Source organism: Sorangium sp. So ce1504 (genome assembly GCF_051521635.1).
Classification (GTDB): Bacteria; Myxococcota_A; Polyangia; order Polyangiales; family Polyangiaceae; genus Sorangium; species Sorangium cellulosum_B.
Genome location: NZ_CP150365.1, coordinates 1,470,613 through 1,496,399, shown reverse-complemented (window position 1 = coordinate 1,496,399; position 25,787 = coordinate 1,470,613). Strand labels below are relative to the sequence as shown.

The following is a 25,787-nucleotide window of genomic DNA, read 5'->3' as shown; positions in this document are numbered from 1 at the left end:
GGGTGCCGCCGGTCGGAGGCCGGAGGTTCCTGTCTCATTTGATCGGTAGTTCCAAGGGATTCGTCCCTCCGGGCGCCGACGGCGCCTTCAGCGTCGCCGACGCGCTCGTCGCCGGGGGCACGCGCCGGCCCTCGAGCGCCGCCCCGGAGGGCGCCGCGTCGTTGGCCGGCGCGACGACCGGGGAGACCGACGGCGGCTGTGGCGGCAAGGCGTCACGGACCGCCGGCGGCGGCTCCGGCGCGATCAGCGGGTCCGCGCCGCGCGCCGCGGTGTCCTGCCGCGCGCGCCGCGGCGCCGTGTCGTCCCGCGAGGCCGCCGCGGCCTGCAGCGCCGCCGCCTCCGGCGCTCTGCCTGGCAACGCGACCGCGCCCCAGAGGGCGAGCGCGAGCACGGCGATCGCGACCGCCCCGAGCGCCGCCCCGAGGATCCTGCGCGACCCGGGCCGCGCGGACGTCCGCGTGAGCCCCCGCGTCGTGGGCAGGAGGCTCGCCATCGCGCCGGACGGGGCGCTCGGAGGGCCGCTGGCCGTCACGAGCCGCGGCGGCGGCACCGAACCGGTCGGCGGCGGCGTCGCCTGCGCCCCCGCCCCGAGGATCCGCGCGGCGCGCTCCGCGCGCTCCTGCCCGCCCGCCGTAGCGAAGGGCACCAGCGCGCGCGCCAGGTCGGCCACGGTCTGCGGCCGCCGGGCCGGATCCTTCTGGAGGCAATGGAGGATCGCGGCCTCGAGCCCCGGTGGGATGTCGCTCCTGAGCGCGGTGGGCGGGATCGGCTCGGCGCTCGCGACCTGCAGCACGAGCTCGGCGAGCGCCGGGGCCTCGAACGGCGGCTGCCCTACCAGGAGGCGGTAGAGCAGCGCGCCGAGCGCCCACACGTCCGAGCGGGCGTCGACCGAGCGCGACGACCGCATCTGCTCCGGGGACATGTAGATGGGCGAGCCGAGCATCTCCCGCGTCTGCGTCAACGATGCGCCGACGCCCTCGGTGCTGCCCGGCACCTCCTTCGAGATCCCGAAGTCGAGGACCTTGATGAGCGTCGCCCCGCCGGGCGTCGTCGTGAGGAAGAGGTTCGCCGGCTTGAGATCGCGGTGCACGATGCCCGCGGCGTGCGCCTCGGCCATCGCCAGGCAGGCCTGCAGGACGTAGTCGGCCGCGTCCACGACGCTGAGCGTGCCGCGGGCGCGGAGCACATCGGAGAGATCTTCGCCCTCCAGGTACTCCATCACGATGTACGGGATGCCGGAGCCGAGCTCGCCGACGTCGAACACCCGCACGACGTGCTCGCCCTTGAGGCGGACCACCGCGCGCGCCTCGCGGAGAAACCGCTGCACGAGCGCCGGGCTCTCCGTGCTGAGAAGGAGCTTGATCGCGACACGCTGCGGAAGGAACAGGTGGCTCGCCGCGACCACGATGCCCATGCCGCCTCGGCCCACGACGCGATCGACCCGGTACTTGCCGGCGATGACGTCTCCTTCGACGACAGGTGGCTTCATGAGAGCTCCGTGCTTCACGCCCGGCCACGGGGCGCGCCGCCATCCGAGCCTGCTGTGGTCGACGGTAGCACAGGTGCCCCCCGGCCGGTCCATCGACGGAGGCGTGCCCTCGTCTGCGATCGCGGGCCGGAGGGCGATACGATGCGACGATGAAGCGCTCACCTCGATGCATCTCAATGGCGGTAGGCTCGCTCGCGCTGCTCGTCCAAAGCGCGTGCGGCGGCGCGGTGATCATGGACGGCGGAGGAGGCGGGGCCGGCGGCGCGGGCAGCACGACCGGCCAGGGCAGCACGAGCGGCCAGGGCAGCCCGGATGGCCCGGATGGCCCGGATGGCCCGGATGGCCCGATCTCGACGACGAGCTCGGTCGCGCCGTCGCCGACGACCTCGGGCGGCGGTGGGCGCCGGGTGAGCGCGATCGTCTTCGGCGACTCGTCGAGCGTGACGCTCCGTGTCGCCACCCTGGCCCTGTCCTGCAGCGATCCCGACGCGAACCCCACGTACGAGCCCTGCAGCGACTGGTGGGACCTGGAGCTGCGCATGCCCGAGTCGATGCTCGCCGTGGGCGAGGTGGACACGGCGAGCGGGGATCTCACGATCTTCGGGACGTCCTCTCGCGCGGACTGCAGCAGCACGGGGGCCGTCAGCGGCGGCGGCGACGCGGGATTCGGCAGGCTCACCATCACGGCGATCGACGCAAGATCGGTCAGCTTCGAGCTCTCCGACGTGGGTCCCGTGTTCGTCGACGACGACCCGAACGGCCGCTACGTCGCGGTACGGTGCGCCGCGCGGTAGCACCGCGCCGCCGGAGAAAGAATTCACGGCGATTGGACGGGCTGCGCGGGCTGCCGGTGCCGCCGGAGGGGTGTGCGAGCAAGCTTGAACGCTCCGTCTCGAAAGGCCGCCCCCGCGGCCCGCGCTCGTGAAACGTCAGAACGGACGTCGCGACAGAGAATCCGGCGTAATTTTGCAGGAGCGCCCAGGTCCTGACCTGGACCTCGCCTCCCAAGCAGGATCCTGGAGAGATCGCGACCTGGGCGCTGGTCAAAAACGACGGCTTGGACAGGTCGCGACCTCCGCGCCGCCTCCAAAACGGCCCTTCCGCCAGGTCGCGACCTCCGCGCCGCCTCCAAAACGACCCTCCCGCCAGGTCGCCACCTCCACGCCGCCTCCAAAACGGCCCTTCCGCCAGGTCGCCACCTCCACGCCGCCTCCAAAACGGCCCTTCCGCCAGGTCGCCACCTCCACGCCGCCTCCCAAACGACCCTCCCGCCAGGTCGCCACCTCCACGCCGCGTCCAAAACGACCCTTGGCAGGGTGCTTCACTCCAGCGCGACGCTCACGCTCTTCGTGCCCTCGTATCCGTCGCCGCGCACGGTCACCGTGAGCCCGAGCTTCTGACCTTCGAGCGTCTTGCGGTCCCATGCGAACGGGTGGTAGAACGCGCCGTCCGAGACCAGGAAAGAACCGGTCTTGATGAACTGGACGTTGAACTGCGCGGCGGCGAGCCCGCGGGGATCGTCGGCGAGCGGACCCTCGAACTCGTTCGCGAGGCGCACCACATGGCACGTCTCCTCCGCGTCGCCGGGCAGGGCCTCCACCTGGACCCAGGGCGTGATCATCATCGAGCCCTGGTTGCCGAGGATCAGTTGCACGCTGGCGCCGTCGGCGTAGGGCACGAACGTCCCGGACGACGCGTCGCCGATGTCGACGGCGCGGGTCTCGGTGAAGTCCTCGCCGAACAGCGCGGGACAATCGCTGGCTTCCGCGGGGATCGACGGCTCACGGTCGACAGGGCCACACCCGGAGAGGGACGCGAGAAAAGAGAAGGCGGACGGTAAAAGGCAGGATCGCATTGCGCGCGCAGAGCTCCGAAAAACGCCGGGACGAGCCGGACAGGAGAGACGCCGGCTCGCAGAGGCGCGAGGGCGAGGGCGAGGGCGAGGGCGAGCTGTAGCACGCCGGGTCCGGAGCAACCTCGGCGAGCAAAGCGCGTCCGAGTGGCACGCGCGCTGCTATCGGCTCGCGGCGATGCTGAACTCATCACGGCGAAACGCCGGCGGCCCCGCAGATGCTCTGACGTTGGTGTCGCGGTCACGACAATCTGTGTCGCCTCGATTCGCGGTCCTCCGCCACCCCCTCTTCCTTGGCGCCCTGGCGCTCCTGGTGGTCAACGACCACCTCCTGAAAGGCGCCGGGCTCTTGCCAGGCGCGCTCACCGGCAAGCTCAGCGACCTCGCCGGCCTCGTGGTCGCCCCCGTCCTCGCAGCGGCGCTCGTGGACGCGCGCACCTCGCGCGGGCGAGCGGTGGCGTTCGCGGCGGTGGTCGCGCCGTTCGCGGCGATCAAGCTCTCGGCCGCTGCCGCGCAGCTCCTCGTGGGGCTCGTGGGGCTCGCGGGGATCACGTGGCGTATCTGGCAAGATCCGACGGACCTGGCCGCGCTCGTGGTCCTCGTCCCGGCATGGCGCCTCTCGGCGCGCGCGGCTTCCAGCCGGGAGCTCTCGGCCCCGAGCGCCGAGGAAGGCCCGCGCACCGCCTGGGTGCTCGAGCGCACGATCCTGGGGGCGTCCGCCGTCGCCTGCGTCGCGACCGGCACCCCCGCACCCGAGGGCTATTCCACGGACGCCTATCTCATCAATGCCACGTCCGGGATCGTGGACGTCCGCGTGCGCTGGGTGGACGCGTCGCTCGATTGCTCTGACGTCACCTCCGGCGATCCGACACGCATGTTCGGGCCGAGCGCGTTCAACCTCGGGATCACGTATCGGCTGGACCCGCAGGACACGCTCCCGCTCAACCGGGTAGTGGCCCACCTCGCCGCAGGCAACTTCGAGGAGACGGTGCCGGCCTCGGAAGAGCCTTGCGAGGTGGTGCTGCTCGAGACGGATGGAATGCGGCCTGTGATGGCATGGTGGTCCGACCTGCAATTCGTCCTGATTCCGCAGAACGTGAACGACAACAGGGATTTCTGGGAGGACACGGAGATGTTGGCGGGGCGCGTCGCGCTGAAGCCGCTCACGGTGGTGGCGCCCGGACAGGTGAAGACGGGCGCGCTGCAGACGAACGTCGTGCCCTCGGTGTGCGCTGGCGCGCCTCAATCGTCCTTCCAGTGGGCGGGCCCCTGGTCGAAGCAGGTGGTCGGCGAGATCGCGAACATCGATGCACTGTCGGATGGCTGCATCGAATTGACCATGAACTACCCGCGGCTCGGCCCCGGCAATGGCTCGGGCGGCGCTGGCGGCGTGGGCACAGGCGGCGCCGGTGCCGGCGGAGCCGACGTTGGAGGCGCTGGCGGCGCGGGTGCCGGCGGAGCCGACGTTGGAGGCGCTGGCGGCGCGGGTGCTGGCGGAGCCGACGTTGGAGGCGCTGGCGGCGCGGGTGCCGGCGGCGCCGACGTTGGAGGCGCTGGCGGCGCGGGTGCCGGCGGCGCCGACGTTGGAGGCGCTGGCGGCGCGGGTGCCGGCGGAGCCGGCGGTGATGATGGAATGGGCACCGGCGGCGAGGGCAGCGGCGAGCCGGACCCGAGCTTCACCCGTCAGACTCACTACCTGTGCATTCCGATCGAAGACTTCCCGTTCTCGGCGGGCGAAACGGTAGAATGGTTCGACAAGGGCGACCACCTCGAGGTCTCGGCCGTCGACTCGACGAAGCGGCTCGAGGTCTATCTCAACGTTGTCGAGCTCCAGCGCGCGGACCTCGCTGCCTCGATCGAGGCAACCGAGTGCGAGGGCGACCGGCTGAGCTGCGGCGCCTACGTCACCGACGCGGTGGTGGCGGTGCAGAGCGGCGGCGAGAAGACCCTGCTGGGCCCTGGAGACGCCCTCGAAGGGCCGGATTTCCGCGTGCGGGTCGGCCGCGCCGAGCGCGTGCTCGCCGGGCGTGACGAGTGCGACGCGGGGTACGAGACGCCCAGCGCGTCCGCGGACCTGTTGATTGTTCACGAATGAGGAGAGGTCATATGTCGTCGAAGATGAAGCTGGTCTCACTCGGCCTCTGCGCCGCCGCCGTCGGTTGCGGCACCGACAGCAGCGACGGCGCGGGCAGCGACGTCCCCACAGGCTCGGTCAACGTGGCCCAGGGCGGGGCGCAGGACATTTCCCAGTTCCGCGCGATCGTGAAGGCGGGGAAGGTGCCCGCGCTCGACACGCTGGATCCGATCGGGTTCTTCGCCGAGCACGCGATCGACCTGCCCCAGGCCGACTGCGGCAAGGACGTCTGCATTCACCCGTTCCTCGCGGTGGCGCCGCGCTTCAACGAGGGGAACTGGACGATGGCCTTCGTCGCGATGAACACCGCGGTCGACCCTTCGATGCTGGACAGGCCGCCGGTTCACCTGGCGATCGCCGTCGAGAACAGCCGCTTCGCCGGCATCGATGAGAACGCGCTGGACGCGGGAATGGGAGGGCTGCTCGAAAGCCTCCGTCCCGAGGACCGCGTCAGCGTCATCCGCTATGGCGAGAGGGTCGAGCGCCGCGCCTTCCTCGAAGCGCCGGAGTCGGCGGAGCTCACGCGCCTCATCGCCGACGAGCGCCTCGGCGACGGCGCCGGCGAGCTCGTCGGCCTCTACGAGGGGATCGCCGCCGCCGAGAACGCGTTCGAGGAGGGCGACGCGGCCGGCTTCGAGGGCGCGCACCGCGTGCTCCTGCTCACGAGCGGGCACGCGACCAGCGGTATCACCGATCCCGACCGCATCCTCGGTCTGGGCGAGGCGCTTGTGGAGAAGGGCACGGCGTTCGGCGTGATCGGCGTGGGCGAGAGCTTCCTGGTGAAGATCCCATCGGCGCTGGGCTCGATGGGCGCGGGCACGTACGCCTACGCGCTGAGCTCGGGCGACCTCGGCGGCCTGCTCTCGGAGGAGGGGAAGACCACGCTCTTCCCGCTGGCAACGGACTTCAACCTGGAGGTGACCCCGTCGGCCGGCTACAAGGTGGGGCGCATCTACGGGACGAAGCGGGCGACCGCCAGCGCCGCGGGGGCGGCCCTGGAGATGCCGGCGCTGTTCATCGGCCAGCGCGACGGCGCGACCGACGTGGGCGGCAGCCGCCGCGGCGGCGGTGGCGGTCTGTTCGTGGAGCTCCTCGCCGACGCGTCCCTCGGCGACGACATCGGGCCGGACAAGGCGGCCTTCCAGGTGACGGCAGGCTGGACCTCGGCGAAGGACGGAGCCACGCAGAACGTCGACACCACGCTGCTCAACGCGCTGCCTCCCGGGCAGAACCCCGACTCGATGTGGTGGAACATCTCCGACGGCGGCTCGGGCAAGCCGTACATGATGCTGAACATGTACCTGGCGCTGCGCGGCGCGCTCGACTTCTACCAGGCGGGCGACTGCCGGCGCTCGCTCGGGGTCATCGAGATGATGAAGCCGTCGGTCGGGGGGTGGCTCGGGGAGTACCCGGACACGGACATCCAGGACGACAACAACCTGATGTTGATGTTGCGACAGAACATCGAGGATGCCTGTCGTGAATCGCAGTCGTCCACGGAGCCCACGCCCCCCTTCGACTTCGACGGCGGCTGCGGCTGGCTGTGACCGCCGCCTTCCCCCTCTGAACGCCGCTCGGCGGCGGTGGGGGCGGGGGTCGCGCTCCCTTCATCCCGCGAGGGTAAATCGACAGGCGGTCACGGAGAGCCGATGTGCATCATGACTGTCCGATACCCGCGATCGCCCGGAGCGCCTGGACCGTGTTGTCGAGGTGCCCCCTGGCCTGGACGAGGTGGCTGATCGTCCTTCGGATCTCGCGCACCGCCGGGCGGAAGATATAGAGCCCTTCGAGAAAGAGGACCCCCAGGGTCACACACAGCAGGATCAGCTCGACGAGCCGGAGCCGCTCGATCCGCGCCGTCGCTTCGTGGGCAACCTGAGAGACGACCCGGTCCATCCCGCTCAGGAAGCCCGGCTCCGCGGCGAGGATCGCGGCGACGATCGGCTGGATGGCGGCCGCCTCCACCGGCTTTTCGCCGCCGGCGCCGACCGCGGCGAGGAGATCCTTCCCGTCCCGGAGCATGCTCTGGTGCAGCGGCTCGATCGCCTGGAACATACGGGTCACCTCCGGCGTGTTCTTCCCCGGCAATCCCATCGCCGGATCGCCGTGCTGGAGCGCGCGATGCGACCGCTCCCAGAGCGCCATCGCCTGCGCCAGCTCGTCGGCGCGGCCCTTGCGCTCGGCGGGGTCGGTGGTCACCTGGAACGTGAGCGCGGCCTTGCTGAGCCGCTGGCTGAGCATTCGCTGGCGCCCGGCCACGTTGACGACGTGGGCGTCGCTCGTCTGCTGGTTCAACGCGTGCTGCACGAGGAGCTGCGCCACGACCGACAAGAGCGCCACGGCGCCGAGCGCGCTGACGTACAGGCGCGTCAACCGGCGGGTCGGTGCCAGGAGCTCAGAGGATACCTGCGCCATTGTTCTCTCTCCATGGGCGAGGAGGGAGACATTACCCGCGCATCGGAACGAACATGTATCGCTCATGTTTCCGCAGATTGCTTTGCGCGCGCTGCCCGCGCTCCGCCATTTCAGGCGGACGCATTCAAAAAAAATCTGACATCTCATGACCGCTCCATGGTAAGACCCGCCTGAGAGCGCTCTTCGCGAGGCCCCTTTGCGCTGGCCTTGCAGTAGCGTCCACTGGAACCAGGAGAATGTCTCATGCAAGAGCGTACCGCGTTGGCCGCGGGCGGCGCGCCGCCGAGCACGGCCGGAAACGCACCTGAGCTCTTGCCGAAACAGTTCGGCAAATACACGCTCCTGTCGAAGCTCTCGGCGGGGGGCATGGCGGAGATCTTCCTCGCGCTGCATCGCTCGTCCTTCGGCTTCGAGAAGCTCGTGGTGATCAAGCGCATCCTGCCCTCGATGAACCAGGATCCGTCGCTCATCGACATGCTGCTCCACGAGGCGCGCATCGCGGCGACGCTCTCGCATCCCAACATCGTCCAGACGTTCGACGCCGGGCAGGTGGACAGGACGTATTTCATCGCGATGGAGCACATCCACGGCGAGGACGTCGGCTCGATCGTGCGCGAGGCGGCGGAGCGCGACCCGGGAGGGATCCCGCTCGAGCACGCGCTCAGCATCATCCTCGGCGTCTGCGCGGGGCTCGCGTACATCCACGACAAGCGCGGCCTCGACGGTGCGCCGCTCGGCATCGTCCACAGGGACATCTCGCCGCGCAACGTGGTCGTGAGCTACACGGGGGACGTGAAGATCGTCGACTTCGGCATCGCGCGGAGCGAGCTCGGCGACGTCGAAGAGCAGAGAGAGAACGTGCTGATGGGCAAGTTCGCCTACATGGCCCCGGAGCACGTGGCGGGGGATCGCATCGACCATCGCGCGGACATCTTCGCCGCCGGCGTGGTCCTGTTCGAGATGACGACGGGCAGACGGCTGTTCAAGGGCGGTACCCAGATGCGGACGCTCCTCCAGATCCACGGCTCGGAGTACCCCCTCCCGAGCGCGATCAAGCCCGGCTACCCGAAGGGGCTGGAGAAGATCGTCCTGCGCGCGCTCGAGAAGCGGCGCGAGGATCGCTACCAGTCTGCCCGGGAGATGCACGCCGCGCTCGAGGAGCTCATCCGCGACGAGCGCATCCCCGCCTCGCCCATGGGCCTCACGGCATGGATGGAGTCGCTCTTCCGGGACAAGCTCGCTCGCCACAAGGAGGCGCTCCTCGGCGTCAGGCAGCTCATCGACGTGATCGCGGCGCAGCAGCAGCGCTGGTCGCTGGAGATGAGCGGCGGCGCGACCGTCTCCCAGAGCGGCGTCCCGACGAGCACGAGCCCGACGACCTTGAGCAGCCCGCCGCCGCTCGCGGGCAAGGGAGGTGTTGCGGCGTTCATCCCGGCCGCCAGCGCGCTCGCGCTCGTGCCTGGGTTCCTCTACATGCAGGGGCAGCTCTCGGAGCGGCACGCCGAGTTCATGACGATGGTCCACGACGCCCAGGCGAGCCGCCAGGAGCCGCCCGCGCAGGTCGAGGCGAAGGGCTCGCTGGAGATCACGAGCAAGCCGGAGGGCTGCACGTTATGGGTGAACGGCGAGCGTCACCCCGTCGCCACGCCGGCCAAGCTCCACGGGCTTCCGCTCGGGCGTGAGCTCCACATCAAGCTCACAAGAGACGGATACAAGCCGTACCGCACGGCCGTGAAGCTGAGCGACGAGGCGCGCTTCAAAGAGATCGTGGCCGATCTGGAGAGGCTCACGGCGACGGTGGTGCTCTGGGTCGATCCGCCGGCCAACGTCGTCGTCGACGGGAAGCTCTGGAAGGGCAATCGCACGAGGATCGAGGGGCTCACGGTGGGCGAGGGACACCGCTTCGTGCTGTCCGCCCCTGGGCATGCGTCCAAGACGCTGATGGTCAACGTGGAGCCGGGAGAGATGAAGACGCTGAGCGTCCGGCTTCCGAAGCTCGGCGCGCAAGCGCCGGTGGAGGAGCGCGCCGAGGGCGCGCAGTGACGCCGCGCGCCGCGCGTCTCCCTCGTTATGCCCGGATCATTTGCTGCTCGCCCGGATCACCGCGCAGGAACGCCAGCGCCGCGCGGGCGAACGGCTCCTTCCACTCGCCGAAGATGGGGCCGTGTCCGCCGTTCGGCAGGATCCACAGGCAGGAGCGCGGGATGGCGCGGTACAGCTCCAGGGCGATCTCGGCCGGGTAGAGGGGATCGCGGTCGCCGCTCACGATCATCGTGCGCGCCGTGATGGTCGACAGGTGGGGGGGCGTGAAGTTCATGTCGTCGTGGCTGGCCGCGAAGCGGCGCGGCTGATTCCACAGCGCTCGGATCTGCGCGTCGCCGAGCGCATGGCGGCTCCTCATGTCCCGCCATTCCTCCTCCGAGCGGCCCTCGTCGGAGACGAGGCGCATGATCGCCCTGGCCTGCTCGGGGAAGTACGGTGTCGCGGACACGAGGACCATCGACGCGACGCGGTCCGGCTGCTGCGTGGCCAGGTGCAGGAGGCACTTGGCGCCGAAGCTGAGGCCGATGGCCCGGAACGCCTTCACCCCCAGGTGGTCGAGGAGGGCGAACACGTCGGAGGCGCACTGACGGATCGTCAGCGAGCCAGCCGGGTTGGTCGAGCGGCCGTGGCCGCGCAGATCGGGGGCGATGACCGTGTGTCCACACCCGAGCTCCGCGAGGTCGAACACGTGAGCCCAGTCCCCGCCCGCTCCGGTGAAGCCGTGGAGCAGCACGAGCGGCGGCCCTTCGCCGCGGAGCTCGTAGTACATCTCGATGTCGTTGACGGGCGCGGTGCGCCCGGTGGCCGTCGCTGTCGCCATTCGCTCCTCCGATCGCTCGACCGCGGCCGATCCGCGGCCGGTCACCCACGATCTGTAAGCGGCGCGCTCCGCTCTTGATAGCTGTGACCTTTTCGCATAGAATGCCAGTCGGTTGGTGAGGGGACGGCCGACGAGCGTATCCTGTTGAACGCGCTGAACAGACGCTCAGCGTCCGCGGTCCTGACGACAACGCGTGTTCGTCAGCCGACGAGGAAGTGGCGCAGGAACTCGTCTGCTTCGCGGAGGATACGAGGAATCGAGGCGACGAGCTCGTGGCCGTCGTCCACCTCGATGAGCCGGACATGCCGCTTCCCTGCGGCGAACGTCCGCGAGAGCTCGATGTCCACCACCTCGTCGCTCCGGCCATGGACGATCAGCGTGGGTACACGCACGTCAGGCCAGCCCCCCGAGCGCTCATCCACCTCGGCCGCGTCGGCGGCGAAGCCGAAGTCCACCCGGGCTCGCTTCTTCTCCGCGTAGTCGTCGACCTCGAGCCACCCCCGCTCCTCCCACGCCCGGAAGCCCTCCTCACCCAGCCGCAGCCGCCATCGCTCCATGATCCGGAACGCGGGCGCGAGCAGCACCAGCGCGCACACCCGCGCGTCCTCCTCGGCGACGCGGCACGCGGTGAGGCCGCCGAGGCTCGATCCCATCACCACCGCCCGGTCGCGCTCTCCGCCGATCGCCTGCTTCACGGCGCCGATCATCGCGCTCAGGCGCAAGCGCTCGAAGGCGGGCACCCGCAGGTTGAGCCGCTCGACGGCGACCCCGCGCCCCTCGAGGTGCGCGGCGATCCGGACGCCCTTGGTCGAGCTCGGGCCCGAGGCGAAGCCGTGCAGGTACAGCCAGCGCGGGCCGGCGGCGGAGGGCGGCGTCGTCATGGTCATGCAGGCGGGGAGCCTACTCCCTCCACCGCGGCGCGACGATGCGGTATGACGCGCCGGAGAGACGCCATGATCCGCCCCGCCACCGCCGCCGACATCCCCACCATCGCCCGCCTCATCCGGATGCTCGCCGAGTACGAGCGGCTCGCGCACGAGGTCACCTTCGACGAGCGAGAGCTCGAAGCGCACCTCTTCGGCCCGAGGCCAGCAGCCGAGGTCGTCCTGGCCGAAGCGGAGGGGATCCCGGTGGGATTCGCGCTCTTCTTCCAGAGCTTCTCCACCTTCCTCGGCAAGCCCGGGATCTACCTCGAAGACCTCTTCGTGCTCCCGGATCACCGCGGAGGAGGCCACGGCAAGGCCCTGCTCGTGCACCTCGCGAAGCTCGCGGTGGAGCGCGGCTGCGGGCGCTTCGAGTGGTCCGTGCTCGACTGGAACGAGCCGGCGCTCGGCTTTTACCGGAAGCTCGGCGCCAAGCCCATGGACGAGTGGACCGTCCACCGCCTCACCGGCGAGGCGCTCGCCCGGCTCGCGCAGGGCTGACGCGCTCGCCACGGGCGTTGCTCGTGGCGGCGCAGCCGAGCACCACAGGCTGCTGCTGGAGCAGCAGCGGCCGCGACCCCTCGGCGCGCTCTTGGCCTGATCACGCCCGAGGCGCGCCGTCCAGACGACCACCGCGGGCGCGGGGATCTTGGTACGGATGTTGCGATTCATGGCAAATGGCGGATTGCGAATCGCCCATCACACACGCCGCGTGGGCTGATAACGGCGTCGCGACTCCTGGACTCGGTCGCGACATGCCCTGCTGCTCATCGTGGTTGAGCGAGAGTCCACAACGCCCCACCAGGGCCGCCGCAGGCGCCGAGATGTCTTCCAACAACCTCACCGGGCTCGGCGTGCTGCGCCACCGGAGCTTCGCGTTCTACCTCGCGGCCAGGCTGCTCTCCGCGGTCGCTGTGCAGATGCAGAGCGTCGCGATCGGCTGGCAGGTCTACGCGCTGACCGGCGATGTCTTCGATCTGGGCCTCATCGGCCTCGCCCAGTTCGCGCCCTTCTTCGCGCTGATCCTCTTCGCCGGCCAGGCGGCGGATCGGTTCGACCGGCGCCGCATCATCACGGTCGGCCTCGGCGTGGAGCTGCTCTGCTCCCTCCTGCTGCTCGCGTTCACGGTGTCCGGCCTGACGGTGGTGTGGCCCGTGTTCGCGGTGCTGGTGCTGTTCGGCAGCGCGCGCGCCTTCATGATGCCGGCGCAGCAGGCGATCCTGATGAACCTGGTGCCGCAGCACAGCTTCAGCGAGGCGGTCGCGCTCAGCTCATCGAGCTTCCATGTCGCGGTCATCGTCGGGCCGACGCTCGGCGGGCTCCTTTACCTCGCCGGGTCGACGATCGTGTATTCGATCGTCGCGGCGCTGCTCCTCGTCTCTCTCGTGCTCATGAGCCTCGTGCGCGCGGCCCGGCAGGCGAGGCGCGCCGAGCCGACGTCGTGGAGCGCGGTGCTGGAGGGGCTTCGCTTCGTCTGGTCGAAGCCGGCGGTGCTCGGCGCCATCTCGCTCGACCTGTTCGCGGTGCTGTTCGGCGGGGCGGTCGCGCTCCTGCCCGCGGTTGCGCGCGACGTGCTCCACGCCGGCCCGACCGGCCTCGGCCTGCTCCGCACGGCGCCGGCCGCGGGCGCCGCGATCACCGCCGGCGTCCTCGCCTTCCGGCCGATCACGCGCCAGGTGGGCCGCTGGATGTTCGGCGGCGTCGCCGTGTTCGGGCTCGCCACCATCGCCCTCGGGCAGACCCGGAGCTTCACCGTCGCGCTCATCGCCCTGTTCCTCGTCGGCGCAGGCGACATGGTGAGCGTCTATATCCGTCACATCCTCGTGCAGTTCGAGACGCCGGACTCCATCCGAGGGCGGGTGAGCGCGGTCAACGCGGTGTTCATCGGCGCCTCCAACGAGCTCGGCGAGTTCGAGTCCGGCCTCACCGCCAGCTGGCTCGGCCTGCTGCCCGCCATCCTCCTCGGCGGCAGCGCCACCCTCGTGGTCGCCGCGCTGTGGGCCCTCGGCTTCCCCGTTCTCAGCCGCATGGACCGCTTCCCGCACGCGAAGCGAGATCCCGAGCAGAGCGCGGACGGCGGCGGAGCGACCGAGGCCGCCGCGACGACGTGAGGAGCTGCTACTCCGCGCGGAGGGCCTCGATCGGGTCGAGCCGCGCGGCGCGCCAGGCCGGGTAGAAGCCGAAGACCACGCCGATCGTGACCGAGAGGCCGAGGCCGAGGAAGAGCGACCAGGGCTCGACCTGGAACGCCCAGCGGCCGACCACCTGCGCGAGCAGCGCGCTGGCGAGCCAGGAGAGGGCGAGCCCCGAGAGCACGCCGAGCACGCCGCCGAGCAGCGAGACGGCCGCCGCCTCGCACAGGAACTGCAGCAGGATCGCGCGCGGCGAGGCCCCGACCGCGCGGCGGATGCCGATCTCCCGCGTCCGCTCGGTCACGGTGACCAGCATGATGTTCATGATGTTGATGCCCCCCACGATCAGCGCGACAACGCCGGTGCTGAGCAGCAGCATCTTGATGATGTCGAGGACGAGCTTCTCCTGGCCGTGGCTGTCCTCGTCCTCGATCCTGAAGTTCTTGACCCCGTGATGGCGGCGCTGGAGCGTCGCGTCGATGACGCCGCGGAGCGCGGCGAGCGGGGTCCGGACGGTGACGAGCGGATCCTGCCGGACGTACAGGCGGTCGGTCCTGTGCGACGGCGCGTAGAGCGCGTCGTAGGTGGTCTCCGGGACGAGGACCTTGCGGTTCCAGATGTTCGTGTCGTCCGTGGAGCCGAGGATCGGCCGGTCCCGGAGCACGCCGACGACCGTCCACACGTGGCCGTCGGCCGTCATGTGCAGGGGCTCGGCCTGCGCGGCCCGCGCAGGAGGGCCGCCGAAGAGCTCGGCCCAGACCTCGTGGCCGACCACGCACACGCGCCGCCGCGCCGCGAGATCCGCCTCGACGAGGAAACGGCCCGCCGCGAGCTCCAGGTCGTAGAGGGCCGGCGCCGCCGGCACGGCGCTGACGAGGGAGATCCGCTTCTTCTTGCCGCCGGCGCGGGCCTCGGTCGGGCGCACCGACTCGCTCAGGGCAGAGGCGCCGCCGAGGGCGCGCGAGGCGGCGAGCGCGCGGGCGTCGTCCCGCGAGAGATCGCGCCGGGTGCGGCGCCGGTCGCCGACGCTCACCTCCGCGGGGTGGACCTGGATGAGGTCGGCCTCCACGGCCTGCTGGCTCGCCCGGAGGAGCGCCTCCTCGCCGCCCGCGAGCAGCGAGGCGAGCAGCACGATCGAGCCGGTGCCGATGATGATGCCGAGCAGCGTGAGCGCGGCGCGGGTCCGGTCGGCGACCACGGCGCGCGTCGAGTGGAGGAGATCGTCGAGCCTCATCGCCGCATCGCCGCCACGGGGTCGAGCCGGCCCGCGCGCTGGGCCGGCAGCCACCCGAAGACCACGCCCACGCCGGAGGAGACGAGCAGCGCCGCGATCACGGCCGGCGTGGAGACCGCGCCGATCCAGCTCGGCGCGAAGCGGCGGATGACCGCCGAGGCGAGCTCGGCCGCGGCGGCGCCGCCGGCGACCCCGAGCAGGCCGCCGAAGCCCGAGAGCAGCGCCGCCTCGGCCAGGAACTGCGCGCTGATGTCGCGCGGCGACGCCCCGAGCGCCTTGCGGATGCCGATCTCACGCACGCGCTCGGACACGCTGACGAGCATCATGTTCATCACGCCCACGCCGCCGATGAGCAGCGCGACGCCCGCGATGAGGCCGACGATCGCCTTCATCGTGGTGAACATGGCCTCGAATTTCTGCATGATGCTGCTGAAATCGAGGAGGGTGAAGTCGTCGACGCCGTGGTGGCGGTCGACGAGGAGCGCGTTGATGATGCGCTTCACCGGGTCGTTGTTGCGGACGTCGTCGGTCTTGATGACGAGCAGCGCCGAGGTGCTCACCGCCTTCTCGACGTCCGCCGCCGTGTCGAGCGGGGCGACGAGCAGGTCGACCCAGCTGAAGCCGAAGTTGACGCCCATCCGATCGGCGTCGGCCAGCACGCCGATCACGCGGCAGCGCAGGGCCCCGACCGTCACCCACCGGCCGATCGGGTCGCCGCGCCAGAGCCGCGCCGCGAGCTTCGGGCCGGCGACGCAGACCCGGGCCCGGCGGCGGTCCTCCTCGTCGGAGAACGTCCGGCCGCGCGCGACGGGCATCCGGAAGGCGTCGAGGAAGCCGCTGTCGGCCGCGATGAAGTCGGTGCGATCCTCCTTGCCCTCGTCGGAGGTGACGTCGCGCGAGCCGAGCATGGCGTACATGGTGTGCTCGGCGACGTGGGGGACGCCGCGCGCGAGCCGATCGCGATCCCGGCGGGTGAAGCCGGTGACGTACATCGTCTTCTTCCGCTCGGCGCGCTCCGGCTCCTTCGGGACGACGAGGATGAGCCGCGCCCCGCCGAGCTGCTCGATGCCGCGGCCCAGCGTGAGCAGGCCGCCCTCCGCGAGCGAGGTCATGAGCACGATGGCGAAGGCGCCCAGGGTGATGCTGAGGACGGTCAGGAGCGACCGCAGCTTGTGCGCCGAGAGGGCCTTCGCGGCGATCGCGAGGTAGGCGGACCACCTCACATCTTCGTCTCGTTCGCGGCCGCCGAGGGCGGGTTGATGAGCACGCGGGCCCCCTCCGGGACGCCGTTCACGATCTCGACGTCGCGATCGTTGCGCGCGCCGAGCGCGACCTCGACCTTCTCGGTCGTCTGCTTGCCGTCGGGGCCGTCGACGACGCGCGTGACGAGCTGCTTGCCGCCCTCGTCGGCGACGGCCTCGATGGGCAGGGAGACCACGCCTGGCCTGCTGTCGAGCCGGATGCGCACGTCGGCGGTCATGCCGGGCTTGATGAGGCCGTCGATCTGGGTGAGCTCGGCCTCGACCGGGAAGACGTCGACCTCGCGGCCCTCGAGCTTCACCGAGGCGGGCGCGATCTTGGTGACCCTGGCCGCGTACGTCTTGCCGGGCAGGGCGTCGAGCGTCAGGGTCGCCGTCTGGCCGAGCGCGACCTTGGCCACGTCGATCTGGTTGAGGTCCACCTTGACCACGAGCGTCGAGAGGTCGGCCACGGTGAGCAGCGCCTTGCCGTTGAAGGTCGACTGCACGCCCGGCGTGACGACCTCGCCGGGCTCGATGTTGCGCTGGATGACGGTGCCGTCGAGGGGCGAGGAGATCTTCGTGTACCGGAGCTGGTCCCTGGCGGCGCTGAGCGCGACCTCGGCGAGCCGGATGGCGACGGTCTTCTCGGTGAGGTCGTGCTTGGCCGTGTCGAGCTCCTGCGCGGGGACGACGCTGGCCTCGACGCCGGCGGTCCGCTGCGCGACCACGCGCTTGGCGAAGCCCGCGGCGGCCCTGGCCCGGGCGAGCTCGGCCTCGGCGCGGGCGACCTCACGCTCGTAGTCGGTCGGGTCGAGCACGAGCAGCAGCTGGTCCTTCTGGACCCGGGCGCCCTCGTCCGCGAGCACCTCGGCGACCTGGCCCGCGACCTTGGACTTGAGCTCGACCTGCTCGCGGGCCTCGATGCGCCCGGTCTCGAGGATCTCGACGGCGAGGTCGCCGCGCTTCGCGGTCACGACGAGCGCCGGGTCGATGGGCGCGGGGCCGGCGCCGGCCTTCGCGAGGACGGCGGCGCCGCCCCCGGCGAGCGCCAGCGCCCCGACGAGCCACGGCCAGAGGCGCCGCCGACGCCGGGCGCTCACGAGAGGCCTCCGGGAGGGGACGACGCTGGTCCAGGAACCGGCGACGCTGGTCCAGGAACCGATGACGATGGTCCAGGAACCGGCGACGAGACGTCCACGCGCCGGCCGCGAGGGCCGGTGTCCTCGACGATGGCGCCGTCCCTGAAGGTGACGACGCGGGTGGCGTAGTCGGCGATCGAGCGGTCGTGGGTCACGACGACGACCGTCATCCCCTGCGCGTGCAGCGCGCAGAAGAGATCCATGACCTGCCCGGTGGTGGCGGAGTCGAGCGCGCCGGTCGGCTCGTCCGCGAGGAGGAGCGGCGGCTCGTTGACGATCGCGCGGGCGATCGCCACGCGCTGCTGCTGGCCGCCGGACAGCTGGTTCGGCAGGTGGTGCGCCCGGTCCTCGAGGCCGACGCGCGCGAGCGCCCGCGCGGCCCGCGCCCGCCGGTCGGCCGGCCGGACGCCGGCGTAGACCATGGGCAGCTCGACGTTCGCGAGGGCGGTGTCGCGCGGAAGGAGGTTGAACGACTGGAAGACGAACCCGATCTTGCGGTTGCGGAGCTGGGCCAGCTCGACCTCGTCGAGCTCCTCGACCGGCTCGTCGTCGAGGAGGTAACGGCCGCCGGTGGGGCGGTCGAGCGTGCCGATGACGTTCAGGGTCGTCGATTTGCCTGACCCCGAGGCCCCCATGATGGCGACCATCTCGCCCCGCGAGAGCTCCAGCGAGACGCCGCGGAGCGCCTGCACCTCCACCTCGCCCATCCAGTAGACCTTGGTGATCGCGTCGAGCTTCACGAGTGCAGGCATGAGGGTCCTCGGCGGTGGCCTGCGCGCCGTCCCCAGGGACGGCCGCGGCCCGCGCGAGCCCGGTTCACCTGACCCGCGCGTGACGCACCAGGGTGCGCCGCTCTCGTCGCTCCGGCCATCGCGCTGCGAAGGCCGGCGGACGCGCTGAGGCGTAGGCGAAGCGCAGCAGCAAGGCAACCGCGGCGCAGGAGCGCGGCGGTCGCGCGCCGAGGCCACGGCGAGCGTGGCGCTGGCAGCGCTACAGCCCGGACGTTTCGACGAGCGCCAGGACCACGGCCCCGACGCCGTACGAGAGGTCGTCGCGGAGCTCGACCGCCGCGTAATCCTCGAGCTTGCCGACCGTCGTGGGCCCGGAGATTCCGGTCACCACCGGCCGCCCGGAGCCGTCCTCCTCGATGCGCGAGCGCACGCCCGCCATGGCGCGGTCGATCGCCGGGCGCACCGAGGCGTCGAGGAAGCCGTGGCGCAACCCGCGCGCGAGCCCGACGGCGAAGAGGGCCGTCGCGCTCGTCTCCAGGTAGATCTCGCCGGGGCGGTTCATGATCGTCCACCACAGGCCGCTGTCCTGGTCCTGCGCGCCCAGGACCGCCGCGACCTGCCGCTCGAGCGCCCCGGCCACGGCGTCGTCGCGCTCGCCGCGCGCCGCGCGCACGCGGAGGTACTCGTAGCCGGCCGCCGTGATCCAGGCGTTGCCGCGCGCCCAGTACACGTCCGGATCCTGCGGCGCCGCCCAGTTGTACGCGTGCCGGAACAGCCCGGGCTCGTCCTGGAGGAGCGATGCGAAGATCTGGAATTGATTCGAGAATTCGTCGATCGGACGCGCCTCGCCCGAGCGCTCGCCGGCGCGGACGAGCACGTTGCCGAACATGAACAGCGAGTCGACCCAGAGGGTGGGCTCGAACAGCGGCGACACGCCGAGGTGATTGATGCCGCCCTGCTCCGTCCGGCGCGCTTCCTCGTAGAGGTAGCGGAGCACGTCGTCGACGACCTTCGCATAGGGAGCCGCGCACGTTTCCTCGTGGAGCGCGAGCGCGGCCATGGCCGGCGGGCAGCGGTCGCTGGTCGTGATCTCGTAGCCGTCCTCGATGTGGCGGTCGATGGTGCGCCGGTAGTAGTCCCGGTACGGGGAGTGCTGCGTGACGCGGTACAGCTCGACCAGCGAGAGCATGACCGTGCCCTCGCCCCAGTCCCACGGCAGCGACTCCGCCGGGTGCTCGGTGATCCAGCGGTCGGCGATGGCGCGCGCCAGCGTGATGCTCTCGGAGTCGGCTGCGCGCTCGCGCGCGAACGCGTCCTCCGCCGACGGCGAGCTCGGAGCGCACCTCGCCCCGGAGCTGCCCGGCTGCCCGGCGCCCGGGTCCCCCGCGCACCCGCCGGCCGCGGCGGCACACGCGGCGGCAGCGACGAGCAGCGCGCGGAAGCGCGACGTGCGCGACATGGGAGGGCGAGCTCTCGGCGGCATCTCACTCCTCCACGGCGAGGCCGGTGGCGTCGGGCGCGGTGACGAGGGGGCTCCCGTCCAGGAGCACCCTGGTCCCCCTCGCCATCAGCGCGAACGGCCGGTCGCCCTCGATCCGCAGCACGACGAGCTCCGCGTCGGTCTCGAGGACCTGCCCCCCAGGCAGCGCCAGCGCCTCCGGGGCTCCCTTGCTCCGCAGCACCGCGACGTCGGTCCCTCCTTCGCTCTCGATCTGCCACGCGACGACGCCGGGCTCCGCCGCGATCGGCGCCGCCTGGAGCGGCGCGTCGGGACCCGCGTCCACGCCGACCTTGTAGGGCAGGAGCACCGCCAGGAACCCCGGCGCCTCGGCCTGCACGGCTGCGTCGATGACGGCGTGGTCGGCGGCCTCGCGGTCCTCCTCGAACTCGTGGACGTGGGGCGCGGTGAGCGGCGTGTACGGCGGCTCCACGACGGCGAGCCCCGGCGACGTCGACTGCACGCGCGCCTCGACGCCCGCCCGCGCCCTCTCCCATCGGCCGCCGTCGGGGAGGAGCTCGAAGGTGCCTCCGGACGTGAGCCCCGCGTAGCCGTGCAGCCGCCACGCGTGAGCGCGGGCCGCCGGGTGCGACGTCGAGAGGCGGTCGCCGACCACGAAGTAGCGGCCGTCGATGAAGGCCACGGATCGCTCGACGTGCGTGTCCTGGTAGTCCTGGTGCGCCTCCGCGTAGTCGACGGCGTCGCCGTCGTGGGTGTTCCGGAGGAAGGCGTCCGCGTCGCCGAAATCGTTGAAGAGCCCCTTGTCGGGCGCGGATCGGCCGTCGATGAGGACCACGTTGTGCGACGGCGACTGGCTGGTCTTGGCGTTGTCGAGCGAATCGGGCTTGTAGTAGCCGGCGTCGATCAACAGGTACTCTCCGTAGGCCGCGAGGGAGAACGACGTGCCGTCCACGTGGTCGTGGATCGCCTTGCGCGCCGAGCCGTGCTCCGCGAGGAGCAGGAGCCAGCGCGCGTCGTCGCCCCAGTCCGATCGGAACACCGCGTGGCCGGTGTCGGGGAAGAAGCGCGTGAGGAAGCGCGGCGCCTCTGGGGCCACTGCGTCGTCGACGTAGAGCAGGTGATGGGCGATGAGGTCGGCGCCGAACTCCATGGCCTGGGGGTCGCGGTTCTGCTCCCAGTCCCACAGGTACTCCCCGCTTCCGCCGAAGGACGTGAGCAGCGGGCTCCCGTTGAACGGGGTGAAGACCCCGTCGTCGACGGGGGGCCGGCTGCCCCAGGGGAGGCGCAGCGAGAGCGACCAGTCGACGGCCTTCGTGAAGAGCCCGCCGCGCAGCGGGACCTTGAGCGCGCCCTGCTCGCCGTCGACGCAGCCATGTCCGGCCCACGGGTCCTCGTCGGAGCGGGTACGGCAGTCGCGGGTGAAGGCCACCTCGCCCTCGAGCGCGTTGTCGAGGGCGATGAAGAACGCCGCCGTGGGGCCCCAGGCGAAGCCGGAGTAATACGGGCCCTCGGACGCCCCGCCGTCGGGCTGCACGTACTGGCCGTCCGGGCCCCAGAGGTAATCGAGCTCCGAGATCGACCAGCTCCACCAGGTCGCGGCGGCCGGGTGCTCGGGGAACGCGAGCGCCACATAACCGAGCGCGTCGGCGGTCCGGATCGGGTGGTTGTTCTGCGCGGGGCGCAGCAGGAGATCTCGATAGAAATCCTGCTCGAGGTACTTGGCGAAGAACTGACCGGTGATGTCGGTGATCTTGCTCTCGGCCTGGGCGGACTCCTCGTCGGGGAACCACGGCGTGGCGCTCAGGAGGTCCCACGTGTTCGTGTACCCCATGAGGATCTTCGCCATCCGGATGTTCATGTCGAGGACCGTGTTCGTGTCCCAGCGGGTCTCCAGGCGGCGCAGGAACTCGCGCGCCTTGTCGGCCGCCGCCCGGTCCTCGAAGGCCCAGGCGAGGAGGGCATTCGCCTGCGCGGTCGAGGCGTTGTTGCCGTTCGTCTTGTGGTCCCATGAAGCGGGGTCGGGCTCTTCCTCGTAGGGGCGGTCGGCGCGGCGCTTCAGGGTGGCGAGGATCGAGGCGTAGGGCTCGCGATCGACGCGCGAGCGCAGGAGGTCGCGGTGCTCCGGGCGCGCGAGGAGCCGCGGATGAACGCCGGTGTCCCGCGGCTCGCTCGGCCCGGTGGCGTCCGTGCCGCACGCCGCGGCCGCGAGCGCGACGCACGCGAGCGCCGGAGCGAGAGAGTGAAGAGGGAGAGGAAAGCCGCGAGACAGTGATTTCATGGACGGATGGGGCGAGGGCTCAGAGGGACGAGCTGGTGCGTGAGGCGCAGCGTATCAGCTCGTCCCGGCCTGGGGCCGCCCGAGTTCTCGCTGCCGTGGGGGCGATCACCACATGTCCACGATGGGCAGTCTCGGCAGCCGCCGACACGCCGGAAGATCCGACCAGAGCGGAGAGAACAACGCTGGCGACGCGCGGTCGCGAGGGGAATGCGGGAGAGGAGGAGCCTTCTGTGAGCCCGCCAGGATCAGCCTGGCAGGCGCCCCGGGGAGCGTGTCCTGCGAGCTGAGCCGTGCCTGTTGCGATGGCCTGGCGCGGGCTGCGTCGAGCGCGCCCGCGGCCTTCTCCGCGTGAGGGGCCGCGCTCGCCCAGGGTGGTGCGATCCTGCGCGAGCGTCTGCCCGCTGTAGCAGAACGCGACGGGCGGGGTGGAGTGACCGCGCCGCTCGCGCAGAACCCTCCACACAGGGGCTCCCCGCTGCGCGGTCTCCCGCTTGCATTGCCCGGCCCCGGTAGGGGGAGTCGAGGAGGTTTGATATGGCGACCGAGCAGAAGCAGGGAATGGGCGCACAGGGGCAGCAGGGCGCTGGCCTACAGGAGGGCCGCAGCGAGAGCAGCGTGGTCCCCGACAAGGACTACAACCTGGTCAGCGTGCTCTACCATGTGCTCAAGGGCGCGGAGACCCACTCACAGTACATCCAGGATGCGAAGAAGGAGGGGGATCAAGAGCTCGCCTCCTTCTTCAGCGAGGTCCGGCAGGAGGAGCTGCGGCTCGCGGAGCGCGCGAAGCACCTCCTCGGACAGCGGCTGAGCGGAGGGCGCCCGGGCCAGGGAGGGGCCCGCGCGAGCGCCTAGGGCTCACGGCGCTCCGGGCCGCCCTGACGGGCCCTCAATCGGCGATATACTGGTTTCGACCAACGAAATCGAGATACGGGTACAACGCCGAACGCAGGTTATCCACCTGAACACTCGAGTTGATACCGCCGACCTCCCACCCGTTCCACTTGGACGGGTTCCGGGTCGTCGCGTTCAAGAACAGCGGCACCTCCAGCAATGACTCCACGACGCCGGTCGTGGACATCTTGTCAAAATCGACGAGGACCGGAGCGGTGTTGTCCGTCAGGTTCTTCACCCAGACACGCGCAGCGCCGAAGTCACCGCCCGCGACGCCGTCGATGTCGCGGCTCGGGTCGACCTGCACCTGAAGTTCGTACCACTTGCCCGAAGCCGGCGCGAAGTTGGTCGCCTTGTACAGCTCGCCGCTGTCCCGCGACCCCCGGAGGCGCAGCTGCCCCTGCTCGAACTGCACAAGGAACCCGACGTAGTTGTTCGGGGTGAGGCCGTTGCTCGCGCTGGCGACCGTGTTGACAGGAGCAAAGTAGACACCTGTGGTGCCGTACAGCTGGCCGGAATAGACCGTCAGGTCGCTCGCGTCGTGGTCGGTCAGCTCGGTCTCCCACCAGGCGCTGGCCGCGTTCGAGCCCGTCGGACGAACCGCGAGCGTCGAGGTGTTGCCCGTACCGTACGGCGCAGAAGCCGTGAGCTGCCCTGGCCCGCCGGAGGCCGGCCCCTTCCACACCAGCTGCGGAACGACTTGACTATCCATGGCGACGCCGGACTGATAATGGTCGAAATTATCATTCAGCTGCGGCACGTAGTACCCCATCGAGAGGTCATCCACGGCGTTGCTGTCGCCGTAGGCCGCCACGATGAACCCGTTGAAATTGGAGGGGTTCTTGTTCACGCCCATGAGCAGCGGGACAACCAGCACCCGCTCGGTCACGCCGGTCGTATTGATATTGTCGAAGACGACGCGCGTGAAGTCCTTCTGCCCGTCCGTCACATTGCGGACGTACAGCGAGCCAAGACCGGTGCCCACAGTGGGGTTGACGACCATCTTCACCTCCAGCCATTTGCCCATCGTGGCGGGGATGTTGACGGCTTGATAGACATCTCCGCCGTCATAGCCAGAACGAAGACGCAGCGCCCCCCAGGCCATGGAAACGGTCGGCCCCTGGTAGGCAGGGAGGGCGTAGCCCGTCGGGCTCCCGCCGGCCACGTTGATCGGCTCGAACGCGACGCCTGAGATGGCATTGTAGATGAGACCCGAGTAGACGACCTTGTCCGTGCTGTTGAAGCTCGGACCATCGAACGCGGACCAGGCTACCTTGCCGTTGTAGCCGCCCGTGGAGACGATGCTCTGCTCGGAGTCATTCCCGCTTCCCGGCGGCGAGCCGATCGCGAACTTGTCCGGGTTCGCCCCCGACCAGCTGTTCGCGCCTTGGTTGTTCATCGCGTTGCCAAAGACGTGCTGCTCGTAGTCCTCGCGATCCATGGTGCAGGCCTCATACTGAAGGCGCACGTGGTCGTGGTAAGCGACGTCCGGCGACCGGGAGGGCAACGCCGCCACATGAGACCAGTCGGCGTGCTGCGTGGTGGTGTTCATGTTGCTCACCAGCACATCGACGCGGCCCCCTCTCTGAACACCGGACCACTCGATGCCGGCGTTCTTGTTGGTCGCCAGGTTGAGGGTGCGCAGCTCGCCGTCCCGCGCGAACACGCCGTCCAGCGCCTGCCACGCGTCAGCCATGTCGGCAGTGAACGCGAGCGTCGCGGTGACGACGTTGCCATACGTCTGGATGTAGTAGGTGGTCGCCCCCGTCTGGTTGACGTTGACCTCCCACGTCCTGAACCCGTCAGCCCCGCGGAGCCGGTAATGCTGGATTTGCGCGACGTTGTCCGTCGGCAGGAGGACCTGCGACTGAGGCACACCATAGTTGGGTTTGTTGACGAAGTCCGCGATATAGGGAATCAACAAATCACCAGCAGGAAGGTGGCGCGCCGCCACGCTCACCGTCTCGAGCCCCTGCCAGAAGATCGCGGAGATCTGGGTGGGCGCCGTTCCGCCGACATAAGGCACGCCATTGATCGAGGAGGCGACATGCAACGCCGATTGGCTCGAGTTGTACGCCACGGGCATCGCGACATTGATGCCTGACGTAGTGTAGATATTCTCTCGATCAATCTTGAACTGCTCACCGACATTCCAGGGCCACGCGCCGGACGTATCGACGCTCATCCCAGGGTAGTAGCCATAGTTGCCCACATAGGCCTCCGAGATATCCGCGTCTGGGTCGGTTCGAACGCGGTCGACGTTGTCCAGGAGCAGATCGTAGTGCGCCTGGGTGTCCCCCTCGATGTCCATCAACAGGTAATCGAGCGCATAGCCGTTGCTGCTGATCCAATCGAGCGCAGGGTCCAGCGTCGCCAGGCCCCACCCCCTGGTCTCGAGCCCCGTAGGGACCCCGGCCAGGGTGTTGCTGATGATCACGTCGTCGTAGTCGCCCCGCTCTGCCCACCCCACCGCGGCGATGTCGCCCCCGTTCTGGACAATCTCGGGGTTGGTCGGCTCGAACGCCTGCCAGCTCGTGAAGTAGCCCTCGGCTTGCGCCATCGCGGTCGAGCCGCTCTCGAGCACGCCGAGCAGCGCGCCTCCCATCACGAGCACCCCATGCAGCGCTGTTCTGTTTTTACCGTGCGTTCGCATCTGAGACACCTTCTTCATGGCGTTCTGGTAACGGCCCCGAGACGCATCTCGGCCATGGGCAGGCGCGGTCGGGCGCAGGGGGACCGCGCAGGCTGCGCCGCCCGCGGCGGGATCTCCGATTGGATCACAAGGACGGGAGGGATTGGACCAAAATCGTCCGTCCAGCGTGTCCACGCATCCAGCGCGCCACAAGAAAATTGAAGTGCGTGTACAGACGCCGGTCGCGAGCCGCTCCGATCAGGGGCTCACCGGTCGAGGCAAGCGAAGCGTGCCGCTACGCTATCGAAGTGAACTTGGTTTTGCAGGGGTATGCACGAACCGCGTGCGCCGTGGAAGGCTGCCCGGTTCGCGGA

Annotated in this window: 19 protein-coding genes; 7 read left to right on the top strand and 12 right to left on the bottom strand. The window is 70.3% G+C overall.

Annotated features, from left to right (window positions below):
* Window positions 1-34 precede the first annotated feature (34 nt).
* Window positions 35-1,489 carry a serine/threonine-protein kinase gene (locus WMF39_RS05600; protein WP_437744509.1) on the bottom strand — a complete coding sequence of 485 codons (1,455 nt, stop codon included), beginning with the start codon at window positions 1,487-1,489 and terminating at the stop codon, window positions 35-37.
* Window positions 1,490-1,665: 176 nt separating this feature from the next.
* Between WMF39_RS05600 and WMF39_RS05595 the strand changes: the two genes are divergently transcribed.
* Window positions 1,666-2,283, top strand: coding sequence for a hypothetical protein (locus WMF39_RS05595; RefSeq protein ID WP_437744508.1), 618 nt, complete (start codon window positions 1,666-1,668; stop codon window positions 2,281-2,283).
* 527 nt (window positions 2,284-2,810) lie between these two features.
* Here the strand turns inward: WMF39_RS05595 and WMF39_RS05590 are convergent.
* Window positions 2,811-3,344, bottom strand: coding sequence for a hypothetical protein (locus tag WMF39_RS05590; protein WP_437744507.1), 534 nt, complete (start codon window positions 3,342-3,344; stop codon window positions 2,811-2,813).
* A gap of 250 nt (window positions 3,345-3,594) precedes the next feature.
* Here WMF39_RS05590 and WMF39_RS05585 point away from each other — a divergent pair, with 250 nt between their 5' ends.
* Window positions 3,595-5,436 carry a hypothetical protein gene (locus WMF39_RS05585; RefSeq protein ID WP_437744506.1) on the top strand — a complete coding sequence of 614 codons (1,842 nt, stop codon included), beginning with the start codon at window positions 3,595-3,597 and terminating at the stop codon, window positions 5,434-5,436.
* 11 nt (window positions 5,437-5,447) lie between these two features.
* Window positions 5,448-7,022: a hypothetical protein gene (locus WMF39_RS05580; RefSeq protein WP_437744505.1), complete on the top strand. Its 1,575-nt coding sequence runs from the start codon at window positions 5,448-5,450 to the stop codon at window positions 7,020-7,022.
* Between the two features lie 109 nt (window positions 7,023-7,131).
* Here WMF39_RS05580 and WMF39_RS05575 read toward each other — a convergent pair whose 3' ends face one another.
* The gene (locus tag WMF39_RS05575; RefSeq protein WP_437744504.1) at window positions 7,132-7,890 is read right to left on the bottom strand and encodes a type IV pili methyl-accepting chemotaxis transducer N-terminal domain-containing protein; all 759 of its coding nucleotides are present in this window, start codon (window positions 7,888-7,890) and stop codon (window positions 7,132-7,134) included.
* 243 nt (window positions 7,891-8,133) lie between these two features.
* On the opposite strand from WMF39_RS05575, the gene WMF39_RS05570 reads away from it, so the two are divergent.
* On the top strand, window positions 8,134-9,933 hold the full coding sequence (locus tag WMF39_RS05570; protein WP_437744503.1) for a protein kinase domain-containing protein: 1,800 nt from the start codon (window positions 8,134-8,136) through the stop codon (window positions 9,931-9,933).
* A 25-nt stretch (window positions 9,934-9,958) separates the two neighbouring features.
* Here the strand turns inward: WMF39_RS05570 and WMF39_RS05565 are convergent, their stop codons facing one another.
* Both WMF39_RS05565 and WMF39_RS05560 read right to left on the bottom strand, forming a co-directional pair.
* The gene (locus WMF39_RS05565; protein ID WP_437744502.1) at window positions 9,959-10,753 is read right to left on the bottom strand and encodes an alpha/beta fold hydrolase; all 795 of its coding nucleotides are present in this window, start codon (window positions 10,751-10,753) and stop codon (window positions 9,959-9,961) included.
* Window positions 10,754-10,953: 200 nt separating this feature from the next.
* Window positions 10,954-11,640, bottom strand: coding sequence for a YqiA/YcfP family alpha/beta fold hydrolase (locus WMF39_RS05560; protein WP_437744501.1), 687 nt, complete (start codon window positions 11,638-11,640; stop codon window positions 10,954-10,956).
* Between the two features lie 66 nt (window positions 11,641-11,706).
* Between WMF39_RS05560 and WMF39_RS05555 the strand changes: the two genes are divergently transcribed.
* Together WMF39_RS05555 and WMF39_RS05550 are read left to right on the top strand one after the other, a co-directional pair.
* The gene (locus tag WMF39_RS05555) at window positions 11,707-12,177 is read left to right on the top strand and encodes an N-acetyltransferase family protein (protein WP_437744500.1); all 471 of its coding nucleotides are present in this window, start codon (window positions 11,707-11,709) and stop codon (window positions 12,175-12,177) included.
* Window positions 12,178-12,500: 323 nt separating this feature from the next.
* The gene (locus tag WMF39_RS05550) at window positions 12,501-13,787 is read left to right on the top strand and encodes an MFS transporter (RefSeq protein ID WP_437744499.1); all 1,287 of its coding nucleotides are present in this window, start codon (window positions 12,501-12,503) and stop codon (window positions 13,785-13,787) included.
* A 7-nt stretch (window positions 13,788-13,794) separates the two neighbouring features.
* On the opposite strand, the gene WMF39_RS05545 is transcribed toward WMF39_RS05550, so the two are convergent.
* The 6 genes from WMF39_RS05545 to WMF39_RS05520 all read right to left on the bottom strand — a co-directional run bounded on the left by WMF39_RS05545 (window position 13,795) and on the right by WMF39_RS05520 (window position 21,890).
* Window positions 13,795-15,096, bottom strand: coding sequence for an ABC transporter permease (locus WMF39_RS05545; protein ID WP_437744498.1), 1,302 nt, complete (start codon window positions 15,094-15,096; stop codon window positions 13,795-13,797).
* On the bottom strand, window positions 15,039-16,265 hold the full coding sequence (locus tag WMF39_RS05540) for an ABC transporter permease (protein WP_437744497.1): 1,227 nt from the start codon (window positions 16,263-16,265) through the stop codon (window positions 15,039-15,041). Before WMF39_RS05540 ends, WMF39_RS05545 begins: the two co-directional genes overlap by 58 nt.
* Window positions 16,262-17,383 (bottom strand): efflux RND transporter periplasmic adaptor subunit, encoded by a 1,122-nt coding sequence (locus WMF39_RS05535; RefSeq protein ID WP_437744496.1) that lies wholly within the window; start codon window positions 17,381-17,383, stop codon window positions 16,262-16,264. The genes WMF39_RS05540 and WMF39_RS05535 overlap by 4 nt, the downstream gene beginning before the upstream one ends.
* Window positions 17,380-18,174, bottom strand: coding sequence for an ABC transporter ATP-binding protein (locus WMF39_RS05530; protein ID WP_437744495.1), 795 nt, complete (start codon window positions 18,172-18,174; stop codon window positions 17,380-17,382). Before WMF39_RS05530 ends, WMF39_RS05535 begins: the two co-directional genes overlap by 4 nt.
* Before the next feature lie 238 nt (window positions 18,175-18,412).
* Complete coding sequence (locus WMF39_RS05525) at window positions 18,413-19,612, bottom strand: glycoside hydrolase family 88/105 protein (RefSeq protein ID WP_437744494.1); 1,200 nt, start codon at window positions 19,610-19,612, stop codon at window positions 18,413-18,415.
* 25 nt (window positions 19,613-19,637) lie between these two features.
* On the bottom strand, window positions 19,638-21,890 hold the full coding sequence (locus tag WMF39_RS05520; RefSeq protein WP_437744493.1) for a heparinase II/III domain-containing protein: 2,253 nt from the start codon (window positions 21,888-21,890) through the stop codon (window positions 19,638-19,640).
* Between the two features lie 534 nt (window positions 21,891-22,424).
* On the opposite strand from WMF39_RS05520, the gene WMF39_RS05515 reads away from it, so the two are divergent.
* Complete coding sequence (locus tag WMF39_RS05515; protein WP_437744492.1) at window positions 22,425-22,742, top strand: hypothetical protein; 318 nt, start codon at window positions 22,425-22,427, stop codon at window positions 22,740-22,742.
* A gap of 34 nt (window positions 22,743-22,776) precedes the next feature.
* On the opposite strand, the gene WMF39_RS05510 is transcribed toward WMF39_RS05515, so the two are convergent.
* Complete coding sequence (locus WMF39_RS05510; protein ID WP_437744491.1) at window positions 22,777-25,452, bottom strand: hypothetical protein; 2,676 nt, start codon at window positions 25,450-25,452, stop codon at window positions 22,777-22,779.
* Window positions 25,453-25,787 lie beyond the last annotated feature (335 nt).

Bases quoted from the DNA above. Each gene is read 5' to 3' on its own strand.
- WMF39_RS05600 (WP_437744509.1), bottom strand. From the start codon at position 1,489: ATGAAGCCACCTGTCGTCGAAGGAGACGTCATCGCCGGCAAGTACCGG.
- WMF39_RS05595 (WP_437744508.1), top strand. From the start codon at position 1,666: ATGGCGGTAGGCTCGCTCGCGCTGCTCGTCCAAAGCGCGTGCGGCGGC.
- WMF39_RS05590 (WP_437744507.1), bottom strand. From the start codon at position 3,344: ATGCGATCCTGCCTTTTACCGTCCGCCTTCTCTTTTCTCGCGTCCCTC.
- WMF39_RS05580 (WP_437744505.1), top strand. From the start codon at position 5,448: ATGTCGTCGAAGATGAAGCTGGTCTCACTCGGCCTCTGCGCCGCCGCC.
- WMF39_RS05575 (WP_437744504.1), bottom strand. From the start codon at position 7,890: ATGGCGCAGGTATCCTCTGAGCTCCTGGCACCGACCCGCCGGTTGACG.
- WMF39_RS05570 (WP_437744503.1), top strand. From the start codon at position 8,134: ATGCAAGAGCGTACCGCGTTGGCCGCGGGCGGCGCGCCGCCGAGCACG.
- WMF39_RS05565 (WP_437744502.1), bottom strand. From the start codon at position 10,753: ATGGCGACAGCGACGGCCACCGGGCGCACCGCGCCCGTCAACGACATC.
- WMF39_RS05560 (WP_437744501.1), bottom strand. From the start codon at position 11,640: ATGACCATGACGACGCCGCCCTCCGCCGCCGGCCCGCGCTGGCTGTAC.
- WMF39_RS05555 (WP_437744500.1), top strand. From the start codon at position 11,707: ATGATCCGCCCCGCCACCGCCGCCGACATCCCCACCATCGCCCGCCTC.
- WMF39_RS05550 (WP_437744499.1), top strand. From the start codon at position 12,501: ATGTCTTCCAACAACCTCACCGGGCTCGGCGTGCTGCGCCACCGGAGC.
- WMF39_RS05530 (WP_437744495.1), bottom strand. From the start codon at position 18,174: ATGCCTGCACTCGTGAAGCTCGACGCGATCACCAAGGTCTACTGGATG.
- WMF39_RS05525 (WP_437744494.1), bottom strand. From the start codon at position 19,612: ATGTCGCGCACGTCGCGCTTCCGCGCGCTGCTCGTCGCTGCCGCCGCG.
- WMF39_RS05520 (WP_437744493.1), bottom strand. From the start codon at position 21,890: ATGAAATCACTGTCTCGCGGCTTTCCTCTCCCTCTTCACTCTCTCGCT.
- WMF39_RS05515 (WP_437744492.1), top strand. From the start codon at position 22,425: ATGGCGACCGAGCAGAAGCAGGGAATGGGCGCACAGGGGCAGCAGGGC.
- WMF39_RS05510 (WP_437744491.1), bottom strand. From the start codon at position 25,452: ATGAAGAAGGTGTCTCAGATGCGAACGCACGGTAAAAACAGAACAGCG.